The sequence below is a fragment of the Ectothiorhodospira sp. PHS-1 genome, from assembly GCF_000225005.1.
Taxonomy (GTDB): domain Bacteria; phylum Pseudomonadota; class Gammaproteobacteria; order Ectothiorhodospirales; family Ectothiorhodospiraceae; genus Ectothiorhodospira.
This window is the reverse complement of the sequence record NZ_AGBG01000024.1, coordinates 1-12,101: the sequence shown is the minus strand read 5'-3', so window position 1 is coordinate 12,101 and position 12,101 is coordinate 1. Positions and strand designations below refer to the sequence as shown.

The window sequence follows — 12,101 nt, the reverse complement described above, 5'->3', positions numbered from 1 at the left end:
TGATAGAGGGGAGGTCCATGGACCAAAGTACGATCGATCGTATCAAGGCGGATCCCGATTTCCAGACGCTCGTCAAGAAACGGGCAAGGCTGGCCTGGGGACTGATCGCGCTCATGCTGCTGGTGTACTACGCCTTCATCATGCTGGTGGCCTTCGCACCCTCCGTGCTGTCCATCCGCCCCTTCGGCGACAGCATCATCACCCTGGGTGTTCCCATGGGCGTGGGCATCATCGTGTTTGCCTTCCTGCTGACCGGCATCTACGTCTACAAGGCCAACACCGAGTTCGACAAGCTGAGTGACAAGGTGAGGGAGCTGGCACGATGAAGATTCTCATTGCTCTGACGGCAGCCGCCCTGCTGATGGCGTCGGCCAACGCCTATGCGGGTGAAGGCATCAGCTATGCCTCCACCATCATGTTCCTGGTCTTCGTGGTCGCCACCATGGGCGTCACCTACTGGGCGGCCCGGCGCACCAAGACCGCCTCCGACTTCTACACCGCCGGTGGCGGCATCACCGGTTTCCAGAACGGCCTGGCCATCGCCGGTGACTACATGTCCGCGGCGTCCTTCCTGGGGATCACCGCGCTGGTCTATACCTCCGGCTTCGATGGCCTGATCTACTCCATCGGCTTCTTGGTGGGCTGGCCGGTGATCATGTTCATCATGTCCGAACGCCTGCGCAACCTGGTTCACCTTTTCCGACGTGGTGTCCTTCCGCTTCCAGCGCACCCCGATCCGGGTGTTCTCGGCCTTTGCCGGCATCACCATCGTCCTGCTCTACCTGATCGCCCAGATGGTGGGCGCGGGCGCCCTGATCCAGACCCTGTTCGGCCTGCGCTTTGAAGTGGCCGTGGTCATCGTGGGCATGCTGATCATCGCCTACGTGACCTTCGGCGGCATGCTGGCCACCACCTGGGTGCAGATCATCAAGGCAGTGCTGCTGCTCTCCGGTGCCACCTTCATTGCGGTGATGGCCCTGTATCTGTCCGACTTCAGTCTGGAAACCCTGTTCCGCACCGCGGCCGACACCCATCAGAAGGGTGAAAGCATCTTCAATGTGGGTGGCCTGGTGAATGACCCGATCTCCGCCATCTCCCTGGGGATCGCCCTGATGTTCGGTACCGCCGGTCTGCCGCACATCCTGATGCGCTTCTTCACCGTGCCCAGCGCCAAGGAAGCCCGCAAGTCCGTGTTCTATGCCACCGGCTTCATCGGCTATTTCTATGTGCTGACCTTCATCATCGGCATGGGCGCCATCGCCTTCGTGATGGGCAACCCGGCCTACTTCGATGAAGCCGGCAACATGCTGGGTGGTTCCAACATGCCGGCGGTCCACCTGTCCCATGCCCTGGGCGGCGACCTGTTCCTGGGCTTCATCTCCGCCGTGGCCTTCGCCACCATCCTGGCGGTGGTGGCCGGCCTGACCCTGGCGGGTGCCTCTGCCATCTCCCATGACCTGTACGCCAACGTGATCAACAAGAAGGCCACGAGTCAGCAGGAAATGCGGGTGTCCCGTGTGGCCACCCTGGTGCTGGGGGTGATCGCGGTACTGCTGGGAATCACCTTCCAGAGCCAGAATATCGCCTTCCTGGTGGGCCTGGCCTTCACCATTGCCGCCTCCACCACCTTCCCGGTGCTGATCATGTCCATGTACTGGGGCGGCATGACCACCCTGGGCGCGGTCCTGGGTGGTACCCTGGGCCTGATCTCGGCGGTGGTGATGGTGGTTCTGGGTCCGAACGTGTGGGTGCAGGTGCTGGGCAATGAACAGGCCATCGTGCCCTACAGCAACCCGGCGCTGTTCACCGTGACCATTGCCTTTGTCGGCATCTGGGTCTTCTCCCTGATGGACAAGTCCAAGCGGGCAGCGGTAGACAAGCAGCTGTTCGAAGCTCAGTACATCCGTGCCCAGACGGGTATCGGCATCGACAAGGCCTCGCAGCACTAAGGGCGTCATCGCCAAGCCCTTCTCCTTCGGGAGAAGGGCTTTTTTATGCCCGTCTACCCTTCCCGCGCCACGTCCACCTGGACCTCCAGATCGTGGGAGTCTCCGCCCCCGAACAGCACCCCCTTGACCGGGGTCACATCCGTGTAGTCCCGTCCCCAGGCCAGGGTGATGTGCCGGTCCATGGGAATCAGGTTGTTGGTGGGATCCAGATCCAGCCAGCCCTCGCCCGGTATGTAGACGGAAAACCAGGCATGGGAGGCATCAGCCCCTTCCAGCTTTTCCTGTCCCGGCGGCGGCAGGGTTTCCAGATAGCCGCTGACATAGCGTGCCGCCAGCCCATGGCTGCGCAGACAGCCCAGGGCCAGATGGGCAAAGTCCTGGCAGACACCGCAGCGATGAGCCATCACCACGGGCAGTTCCGTACTCACGGAAGTGAATCCCGGCCGATACTCGAACTCCTGGAAAATCCGTCCCATCAGATCCTCCACCGCTTCCCGCAAGGGTCGTCCCGGCGTCATGGAATGGGCGGCATAGTCTTGCAGGGCCGGCAACAGGGGCACCCGGGGCGAGGGCAGGACGTACTGACGGGCATCGAGAACCTCCGGCCCATCGGCCTGCATCAGTTGGTCGCGCACCGTTTCCCAGGGTTGCAGGCCTTGGGGCTGGGTTCCGAGCGACTGCAGGATCACCCGACTGCAGGCAGTAATTTCCAGTTCCCGGTGGCTCTGCTGGATACTGAAGTGATGGACCCGGTTGCCGAAAAAATCCACCCGCTCCCCCTGGTAGCCCGGCAATGGGCTCACCTGCAGGGTCAGCGATTGCAGGGACTGGGTCGCCGTATCCCTCGGTGCCAGGTGAAGCTCGTTGTGGCACAGACCCACGGGACTGGGATAGCGGTAGCGGGTGACGTGCCGGATGCGGTAATTCATCAAATCCCCGGCTCGGGCAGATTGGAAACCAGCAGATGCTGGCTGCGGGTGAAATCAAAATAGGATCGGCTCAGGGCATCGGAGGCGCTGCCGAGCAAGTGCTGCTGGCGCGCCAGACACTGATCCAGGGCCTGGCGATGACCTTCCGTGTCCGGCAGGGCCAGTTCACGCAGATGCAGGCGACGCAGTTCATTGCGCGCCTCCAGGATCAGACGCTCCGCCGGGGTCAGGCGCTCATCCCGCTCGGTCCGGGGCATGGCGGCGCCATGGCACTCCAGGGCGGCCAGCTGGAACCCCAGGGAACGCGGATTGCGTTCATCGAGCAGCAGACTGTCCAGCAGGGCCTCGGGACGCAGGGCGTGGGGATCGGCGGCGGTGTTCTCGGCATAGTTCAGGACCGCTTCCAGCAAGGCCGGCTCGTCCTCCGGGGCGCAAGGGCGCACCAGGGTGGCCCGCAGCAGGCCGGCCAGCATCAGGCCCCGCTCCAGGCGGCGTCCGGCATCCAGGAAAACCCAGTTCAGGTGCCGGGGCGTGCTCTCCTGGGCCAGGCCGGACATGGCCAGCAGGTGGGTGATGAGTTCATCCAGGTGGCGCACCAGATGTTCCGGGTCCCGGGGTTGCCACTGCCCCAGGGCGTTGCTGCGCTCCCGCAGGGCCGAGATGACCCGCCAGCTATCACCGGAGATGCGATCCCTGAGTTCATGTCCGGCCCGCAGCAAGGACTGCAGGGTGAAGCTCAGGCTCCCGATGCGTTCACGGTCCAGGATCAGTGCCAGCAACTCCGGCGCCGGATCGGTCAGGGCGGTCTCCGCCCCTTCCAGGACAAAGCCGGGATAAGTGGCCGTCAGGTGGGTCAGTGCCCGCAGCAGGGTACGCAGGGTGGCATCCCAGGCACCACTCCCGCCGGATTCCCTCACCAGGCGACGGCGCATCAGCACCACCAGCATGAGTCGCAGGGTACCCTCCGCCCGCTCCGCGTAGCGCCCCATCCAGAACAGGTTTTCCGCCACCCGTCCCGACAACGATACCGGGGTACCCAGTCCACCCACCATGGGCATGGCCCCCATCAGGGCCGGTGACGGCTCGGCCTCGGAGGCCAGCACCCAGGTATCCTTGCTCACCCCGCTCGCCTGATTCGAGACCCAGGCAGCATCCCTGGCGCCGGCCACTCGGGACAGGCCGCCGGGCATCACCACGTAATCACCGTCCCGGGCACACAGATAGGTTCGCAACCAACCCCGACGGGGCTCCAGGTCGCCCTCGGGGCCGAAGGCCGGCAGGGTGGACAGTTCCAGACGCTCCTGGGCTACAAAGCCGCCGGGGTTGGCGCGGATGCGCGCTTCCAGGGATTCCCGTTCCGGTCGGGACAGCGCATCACCGAACACGGCGCTGCTGCGACCCGGTTCCAGATCACGGATCACCAACCGTTCCAGCCGGGACAGGACATGATCCCGTTGCCGGGGATCACCGCACCACCAGGTCTCCACCGTCGACAGGATCAGATCCTGCCCCAACAGGTGGCGGGCAATGGCGGGCAGATAGGCGGACAGGGCGGGACATTCCAGTACGCCACTGCCCAGGGGATTGACGATGGCTACCCTGCCCTGTCGCGCCACTTCCAGCAGGCCCGCCACCCCCAGCCAGGAATCCTGGCGCAGTTCCAGCGGGTCGCAGAAGCCGTCATCCACCCGTCGCAGGATCACGTCCACCGGCTCGGGGCCGTTCAGGGAACGCAACCAGACCCGTCCCTCGGAAACCACCAGATCCTGCCCCTGTACCAGGGTGTATCCCAGGTAGCCGGCCAGGTACACATGCTCGAACCAGGTCTCGTTGAGGGGGCCGGGGGAGAGCAGCACCACCCGCGGTTCATTCTGTCCCATGGCCGGTGCGCGCAGGGTGGCCAGGGTGCGGCGCAGGGTCTGGAAAAACCGGGTGAGCCGATGGGCCTGGGCATCCCGGTACAGGCTGGGGAATACCCGGGACAGAATCACCCGGTTCTCCAGGGCGTACCCTGCCCCGGAAGGGGCCTGGGTGCGATCTCCCAGGACCACGAAATGCCCGTCGGGACGGCGAACCAGATCGGCCGCGTACAGGGCCAGGGGGTTGGGGATGGCGGGCAGGCTGCCGACGCAGGGACGCAGGAATCCCGGATAGCCGTAGATCAGGTCCAGGGGCAGCAACCCCTTGCGGATCAGTTCCCGGGGACCATAGAGATCCTTGAGGATCAGGTTCAGGAGTTCCGCCCGCTGGATCAGGCCGGTCTCGATGACGGCCCATTCCTTGCTCTCCAGCACCATGGGCACCGGGTCCAGGGGCCAGGGCCGCTCCGCCCCCCGGGGATCGGAATAAACGTTGTAAGTGACCCCGCTCTCTCGCAGCAGACGCCCGATATCCGCAGCCCGTTCCGCCAGCCCCTCCGGCCCCAACTGCACCAGCGCCCCCATGATCGGCTCCCATTGCGGACGCAGGACACCCTCGGGGGTGAGCAGTTCGTCAAAACGGTTCCCGGACAGGGCATATTCCGGGGCCAGCAGCGACAGGGGCGTGGGGGTGGACATGAGACGGGCCGGGCGAAGGCCCGGTCAGGCAGCCCTGTCCAGGCTGAACCAGGTGTCGGCGATCATGTCGTGCAATTCGTTCATCTCCTGCTGCAGCTGGTCGATGAAGCGGTGCAGCTCATCCGCCTCCAGGAGCTTGTCCACATTGGCTTCCATCACATGACGCCGGACCTGAATCGCCAGTCGCAACGGCGTCTCGTTGCGAGGCAGGTTGGTCAGGCTGATTTCCACCTCGCCCAGGGCATGGGCCACGGCACGGGGAAACTCACGGTCCTGGAAGATGTATTTAAGCACATCCTCGCCGTTCACACGTCGCCGCACATGCTGGCGATACATCTGGAAGGCGCTGAGGGACTTGAGGATGTTCACCCACAACAGGCTCTCGAACTGGGCCATGGCGGCCTCGTCCTGGGGATCATTGCTCAAAAGCCCCATGGCGCCCACATCCAGCAGGCGGGTGGTCATGTCCGCCCGCTCCAGATTGCGGCCAGCGCGGATGAAGTCATAGGCGGCGTCATGGCTCATGGTGCCCGCCAGCATGCCGGTCAGCTGCTGGCAGTGGCTGATCACCTTGACCAGATATTGATAACGTCCCCGTTTGCTCATCCCCGTGTCCAGGGCGGAGTCGGCGTGATGATACAGCTCGTTCACCGTCTCCCAGACCTCGCTGGGGACCAGATCCCGGGTGGTGCGCACGTTTTCCCGGGCCGCCCGCAGGGCATTGAGAATGGACCCCGGGTTATCGTCGTCCGCCAGCAGGAACTTCACCACGTTGCGCTCGTCGTACTTGCGGTAATTCTTCTCGTAGATCGATTCATTGCCGGTGATGGACACCATGCCCCGCCAGGACAGGCGCACGCTGCGCGGCATGTCCAGGGCCAGATGATTGAAGGCCGTGACCATGCGCGCGGTATTCTCCGCCCGCTCGATGTAACGGGCCATCCAGTAAAGACGTTCGGCAACACGTGAAAGCATGGTGTCAGGCCTGCAAGTTGGTAAGAAGCGGGTTCAATCCGTGTCCGTATCCACGATCCAGGTGTCCTTGCTCCCCCCGCCCTGGGAGGAGTTGACCACCAGGGAGCCCTTGCGCAGGGCCACCCGGGTCAGACCGCCGGCAGTCACATCGGTGCGCACCCCCTGCAGGATGAAGGGACGCAGGTCCAGATGCCGGGGTTCGAGCCGGCCATCGCACAGGGTGGGCGAGGTAGAGAGCTTCAGGGTCGGCTGGGCGATGTAGTTGCGCGGGTCCTTGCGGATCAGCTCGGCGAACTCCTGGCGCTGCTTGCGGGTGGCATGGGGACCGACGATCATGCCGTAGCCACCGGACTCATTGGCGGGCTTGACCACCAGATGCTCCAGGTTGGCCAGCACGTACTCCCGCTCCTTGGGGTCCATGCACAGATGGGTGGGCACGTTGGGAATGATCGGGTCCTGATCCAGATAGTAGCGGATCATCTTGGGCACGAAGGCATAGACCACCTTGTCGTCCGCCACGCCGGCACCGGGGGCGTTCACCAGGGCCACGTTGCCCTTGCGCCAGGCCCGCATCAGCCCCCTCACCCCCAGCATGGAATCGGGATTGAAGGCCTCCGGGTCCAGAAACAGGTCATCGATCCGACGATAGATCACGTCCACCCGCTCCAGGCCCGCCACCGTGCGCATGTAGACACAGTCATCATCCCCCACCATCAGGTCGGATCCCTCCACCAGTTCCGCCCCCATGCGCTGGGCCAGATAGGCATGCTCAAAATAGGCGGAGTTGTAGATGCCCGGCGTCAGCACCACCACCTCCGGATAATCCAGCGGGCGCGGTGAGAGGGCCGCCAGCATGTCGAAGAGCTGGGAGGGGTACTCATCCACCGGGCGGATGCTGTAGTTGTCGAACAACTCGGGAAAGACCCGCTTGGTGACCTGACGGTTTTCCAGCATGTAGGACACCCCCGACGGTACCCGCAGGTTGTCCTCCAGCACGTAGAAGGTGCCGTCGGCATCCCGCACCAGGTCGGAACCGCAGATATGGGCCCAGACACCATGGGTGGGCTGGATGCCGATGCACTGCTCGCGAAAGTTTTTGGACTTGGCCAGGATCGACTTGGGGAAGACCTTGTCCTTGATGATGCGCTGTTCGTTGTAGAGATCGTTGATGAACAGGTTCAGGGCGGTGAGGCGTTGAGCCAGGCCCGCTTCCACCCGGGCCCATTCGTGGCGGGGGATGATGTCGAAGGGCCAGGCCCGGTCGATATTGCCGCCTTCGGTGTAGACCGTGAAGGTAATCCCCATTTCCACAATGGCGTGCTCGGCCGCCGCCTTGCGTTCGTGCAGCTCTTCATCGCTCAGGGAGCGCAGATAATTGGTCAGGGTGAGCGCGGCCTCGCGGGCCTGACCCGGGGCGGCGATGAGTTCATCATAGAATCCGGCCGGGTCGTAGGACTTCCAGTCGATGGTCATGGGGTGTTCCGTGGTTCCAGAATGGGACCCGCTGGTGACGGGCGTGCTTCAGCCGGGTTGGTCGGCGGCGGCCTTGACCGCGACCGTCTCCCCGCCCTGCAACGGCACCGGCGCATCGCTGCTGCGGTAATGGACCAGCTTCCAGTAACCGAACAGGTTGGTCTTGTGGACCGCCACGCGATGTAGATCCGGCCACTCCGGCAGGCTGTCCAGTTCCATGTCGGGACGAAAACCCATGAGGCGGGACAGCGGACGCAACATCTGCTCCAGCCGCCGCAGGAAGGGATGGCGGGAGGCAAAATGGTTGATCACCACCACATCCCCGCCGGGCACACAGACCCGCCGCATCTCCGCCATCAGTTTGTCCGGATTGGGCACCACCGAGGCCACGTACATGGCCACCACCCCGTCAAAGCTGTTGTCCGGAAACGCCAGCGCCTCCGCGTCCATCTCCAACAAGGCCTCCACCTGGGGCAGCGCCCCGTCCCGGGCCCGTTCCCGGGCCAGCTGCAGCATATCGGGACTGATGTCGATGCCGACCACACGGGCATCCTGGCGATATTCCGGCAACGACAGACCGGTGCCGACGCCCACTTCCAGAATGCGTTGACCGGGGCCATTGTTGACCAGATGCACGGCCATGCGCCGGCCCCCGGCGAAAATCGGCCCGAATACCCGGTCGTAGTAGCGAGCATAGCGTCTGTAGGCACTGCGGATCGAGGAGAGGTCCATGGGGTCTGATCACTTTTGGAGTGTTAGCCTGTTTTAACGAGTCAAGGCGGTGGATTCAAGTCAGGATACTATGTATCCGTTCCCCGTTGGTGTTGGGAAGCCCGGAGATGAGAGGAGACGATGCAAAGGAGTAACATGGCGCTGTTGATCCCATGTGACACCTGCCAAGGATTCCGGAACGATGCTGATTGATGGTGACTTTTGCCCCGCCTGGTGGTTGCCGGGCGCCCATCTACAGACCCTGGCCCCCACCCTGATGCGGCGGCGGCCGGCGATCCCGCTGCGACGGCAACGCCTGGAACTGCCCGATGGTGACTTCATCGATCTTGACTGGGCCCCGGAACAGCCCGGCCCCCGGGTGATCCTGTTTCACGGACTGGAAGGTTCGAGTCGTTCCCCCTACGCCGGGGGACTCATGCGACGGCTGCACGACCAGGGATTTCAGGCCCTGACCATGCACTTCAGGGGCTGCAGCGGCGAACCCAATCGTCTGCCCCGCAGCTATTTTGCCGGTGACACGGGAGACATGGCCTGGCTGGTGGATCATCTGCTGCGGCAGGAACCGACACGGCCGGTGGCCGCCATCGGCGTCTCCCTGGGCGGCAATGCCCTGCTCAAGTGGCTGGGGGAAACCGGCCCGGACAACCCGCTGGCCGCCGCCGCCGCCATCTCCGTTCCCTTCGACCTGGATCGCTCGGCGCGACGCATGGAGCAGGGCCTGTCCCGATTTTATCAATGGTATCTGGTGGGGCGACTGAAGCGCTCGGCCCTGAGAAAGTGCCGGCTCATGCCCATGCCCCTGGACTGCGCCGCCCTGCCCCGACTGAGGACTTTCCGGGAGTTCGACGATGCCGTCACCGCCCCCCTGCACGGCTTCGCCGACGTGGATGATTACTACACCCGCTGCAGTTCCCGACCCTATCTGCGCGGCATCCGGTGCCCGACCCTGATCCTGCATGCCCGTGATGATCCGTTCATGACACCGGAGACGGTTCCCACCCCCGATGAACTGTCCCCGAACATCCGCCTGGAACTGAGCCGGGCCGGCGGGCATGTGGGTTTCGTCGAAGGCGTGGGACGTTACTGGCCGGAGCGACGGATTGGAGAGTGGCTTGGAGACATCTTTTCGAGCACGCAGGATCAGAACGGCGTTACAACATTAACACCCCGAGGCCCCACAAGGAGAACAATTGATGCTTCAAACCTTGATCGACTTTAACAATTGGCTCAATGGGATCGTCTGGGGCCCTCCCTTCATGATTCTGCTGGTGGGCACCGGTCTCTATCTCACCTTCCGCCTGGGTTTTTTCCAGTTCACCCATCTGCGTTTTGCCTGGCAACGCACCTTTGCCACCCTGTTCCGTAGAAAATCCGACCAGAACAAGGGCGCCATCACCCCGTTCCAGGCCGTGTCCTCGGCCATGGCGGCCACCATCGGCGTCGGCAACATCGCCGGCGTGGCCACCGCCATCGCCCTCGGGGGGCCGGGGGCCGTCTTCTGGATGTGGATGGTGGCCCTGGTGGGCATGGCCACCAAGCTGGCCGAGGCCACGCTGGGCCTGAAATATCGACGCGTGGACGATGACGGCCGGGTCTCCGGCGGCGTCTTCTATTACATCGAGAACGGCCTGGGCAAACGCTGGAAATGGCTGGCCATGGTCTACGCCATCCTGGCGGGACTGGCCGCCTTCGGCATCGGCAACATGGTACAGGCCAACACGATGGCCCATGCCATGGAAACCGGACTGGGCATCCCCAACTGGGTCACCGGCATCGGCGTCATGCTTCTGGTGGGCGCCGTCACCCTGGGGGGTATCAAGCGCATCGCGGTGACCGCGGAGCGCATCGTGCCCACGATGGCCCTGATCTATGTGATCGGCGCCGTCGGCATCCTGATCAGCTATTACGACCAGATCCCCGGTGCCTTCGCACAGATCATCAGCGGCGCCTTCACCCCAGCCTCGGCCATCGGTGGTTTTGCCGGCGCCACGGTGGCCGGCGCCATCCGCTACGGCATTGCCCGCGGCATCTTTTCCAACGAGGCCGGTCTGGGCTCCGCTTCCATCGTCCACGCCCAGGCCCGCAACAAGCCCTTTGCCCAGGGCCTGTGGGGCATGTGGGAAGTATTCATCGACACCCTGGTGATCTGCACCATGACCGCCCTGGTGATCCTGGTGACCGGGGTGATACAGACCGGCCAGACCGGGGCCGAACTCACCACCAGCGCGTTCTCCCTGGGCCTGCCCGGCCTGGGTGGCTGGGTGGTGCTGTGCGCCATCGTGCTGTTTTCCTACACCACCATGCTGACCTGGAACTTCTACGGGGAAAAGAGCTGGGAATACGCCTTTGGCAAACGGGTCATCCTGCCTTACCGCATCATTTTCATAGGGGTGCTGTATCTAGGTGCCATCGGAGGCCTGACCACGGTCTGGGATATCTCGGACACCCTCAACGGCCTGATGGCGGCGCCCAACCTGATCGCCCTCCTCCTGCTGGCGGGAGTGCTTGCCAAGGAGAAGGTGCAATACCTCAAGGAGCAGAAGGAGGAAATGCGCAAGGAGAAAGAGAACGGGCAGGGCGAGAAGGAAGGCCCCGGCTGAAGCCGCAAGCCCCCTGCCCTTCACCCCTCTCCCCCTTGGGGAGAGGGGTTTTTATCCTTACTGACGCTCGATGGGGGCGTCCTCGCTGCGGCCGTAGGCAAAGATGCCCAAGCCCACGATCATGACCCCCAGGTAGGGAGACAGCTGCCACAGCACCCCGAACATGCCCAGCTCCGGGGGTACCCTGGGCAGGGCGTAGAAGATGCCGGCCAGGCCGGCGAGAAAGACCAGGATTCCAATACCGATACGCACGACATAGACCCTCTTGTTCCGATGGCGCCCGCCACCCTAGCAGATCCGGCCCCGGGCATCCTTGCGCTGACGCAGGGTCCGGTGCGGTCATCGAGGTTTTCCGTCCGGCCCTGATGCATCCGTGCGTGGTTCAGTCCTCGCCATGGGGCGATTGTGCGGCAAAAATTGTCAGCATCAGTTCGGCATCATCAAGGAGCCTGTATACCGGCTTTCTACCCGACAGTTTCTCGCTTTCGGTGATGATGATCGGTACCCCCTCACCGCGCTTATCCATGATGAAGTTCCGCTGACTGCCGATGGCATCCACATTCATCGGACAACGAGCCAGCAAGGAGCTGATCAATTCGTTCCGTGACGATTGCCGCTCTGAAATGCTCTCAATGGTCATGGTATTGGGGATCGCACCGGGCGAGAAGATTTCCAGTCGATCAGAAAACAGGTGCAGACGGATCTTCGAACCGTAAATGGAGTAATCCCGATGAGCAACAGCGTTGACCACCGCTTCGAACACCGCATTCATGGAAAATTGCGGGATTTCAATCCGATTGGGCGCCTTGGTGGCAAAAACCCGCATGTTCCGCTCCACGAACTTGCAGGCATCCCTGATCTGGACATCCAGCGGGCCAGTGATGT

At 63.5% G+C, this 12,101-nt stretch carries 12 protein-coding genes; 5 read left to right on the top strand and 7 right to left on the bottom strand.

Annotated elements, in window-relative coordinates; genetic code table 11:
* The first annotated feature begins 17 nt into the window (after positions 1 to 17).
* From ECTPHS_RS10320 to actP, 3 genes are read left to right on the top strand one after another with little or no spacing between them, the layout of a single operon-like run.
* Positions 18 to 326, top strand: a complete 309-nt coding sequence (locus ECTPHS_RS10320) for a DUF485 domain-containing protein (protein WP_008932690.1) — start codon at positions 18 to 20, stop codon at positions 324 to 326.
* Complete coding sequence (locus tag ECTPHS_RS15415; protein WP_008932689.1) at positions 323 to 844, top strand: acetate permease; 522 nt, start codon at positions 323 to 325, stop codon at positions 842 to 844. Before ECTPHS_RS10320 ends, ECTPHS_RS15415 begins: the two co-directional genes overlap by 4 nt.
* Positions 741 to 1,949 carry a cation acetate symporter gene (gene actP, locus ECTPHS_RS10315; RefSeq protein WP_371200100.1) on the top strand — a complete coding sequence of 403 codons (1,209 nt, stop codon included), beginning with the start codon at positions 741 to 743 and terminating at the stop codon, positions 1,947 to 1,949. Before ECTPHS_RS15415 ends, actP begins: the two co-directional genes overlap by 104 nt.
* Before the next feature lie 53 nt (positions 1,950 to 2,002).
* Here the strand turns inward: actP and ECTPHS_RS10310 are convergent, their stop codons facing one another.
* The 5 genes from ECTPHS_RS10310 to ECTPHS_RS10290 are packed head-to-tail and all read right to left on the bottom strand — an operon-like array spanning position 2,003 to position 8,616.
* On the bottom strand, positions 2,003 to 2,878 hold the full coding sequence (locus tag ECTPHS_RS10310) for a transglutaminase family protein (RefSeq protein WP_008932687.1): 876 nt from the start codon (positions 2,876 to 2,878) through the stop codon (positions 2,003 to 2,005).
* On the bottom strand, positions 2,878 to 5,436 hold the full coding sequence (locus ECTPHS_RS10305; RefSeq protein ID WP_008932686.1) for a circularly permuted type 2 ATP-grasp protein: 2,559 nt from the start codon (positions 5,434 to 5,436) through the stop codon (positions 2,878 to 2,880). Before ECTPHS_RS10305 ends, ECTPHS_RS10310 begins: the two co-directional genes overlap by 1 nt.
* A 24-nt stretch (positions 5,437 to 5,460) precedes the next feature.
* Positions 5,461 to 6,411, bottom strand: coding sequence for an alpha-E domain-containing protein (locus tag ECTPHS_RS10300; RefSeq protein WP_040405789.1), 951 nt, complete (start codon positions 6,409 to 6,411; stop codon positions 5,461 to 5,463).
* 33 nt (positions 6,412 to 6,444) lie between these two features.
* Positions 6,445 to 7,884, bottom strand: coding sequence for a circularly permuted type 2 ATP-grasp protein (locus ECTPHS_RS10295; protein ID WP_008932684.1), 1,440 nt, complete (start codon positions 7,882 to 7,884; stop codon positions 6,445 to 6,447).
* Between the two features lie 48 nt (positions 7,885 to 7,932).
* On the bottom strand, positions 7,933 to 8,616 hold the full coding sequence (locus ECTPHS_RS10290) for a class I SAM-dependent methyltransferase (protein ID WP_008932683.1): 684 nt from the start codon (positions 8,614 to 8,616) through the stop codon (positions 7,933 to 7,935).
* A 181-nt stretch (positions 8,617 to 8,797) separates the two neighbouring features.
* On the opposite strand from ECTPHS_RS10290, the gene ECTPHS_RS10285 reads away from it, so the two are divergent.
* Together ECTPHS_RS10285 and ECTPHS_RS10280 are read left to right on the top strand one after the other, a co-directional pair.
* Positions 8,798 to 9,835, top strand: a complete 1,038-nt coding sequence (locus tag ECTPHS_RS10285; RefSeq protein ID WP_008932682.1) for a hydrolase — start codon at positions 8,798 to 8,800, stop codon at positions 9,833 to 9,835.
* On the top strand, positions 9,810 to 11,216 hold the full coding sequence (locus ECTPHS_RS10280; protein ID WP_008932681.1) for a sodium:alanine symporter family protein: 1,407 nt from the start codon (positions 9,810 to 9,812) through the stop codon (positions 11,214 to 11,216). Before ECTPHS_RS10285 ends, ECTPHS_RS10280 begins: the two co-directional genes overlap by 26 nt.
* A gap of 57 nt (positions 11,217 to 11,273) precedes the next feature.
* Here ECTPHS_RS10280 and ECTPHS_RS10275 read toward each other — a convergent pair whose 3' ends face one another.
* Positions 11,274 to 11,468 carry a hypothetical protein gene (locus tag ECTPHS_RS10275; protein ID WP_008932680.1) on the bottom strand — a complete coding sequence of 65 codons (195 nt, stop codon included), beginning with the start codon at positions 11,466 to 11,468 and terminating at the stop codon, positions 11,274 to 11,276.
* 130 nt (positions 11,469 to 11,598) lie between these two features.
* Positions 11,599 to 12,101: ATP-binding protein (locus ECTPHS_RS10270; RefSeq protein ID WP_008932679.1), on the bottom strand; the 503-nt coding region annotated here is incomplete at its 5' end.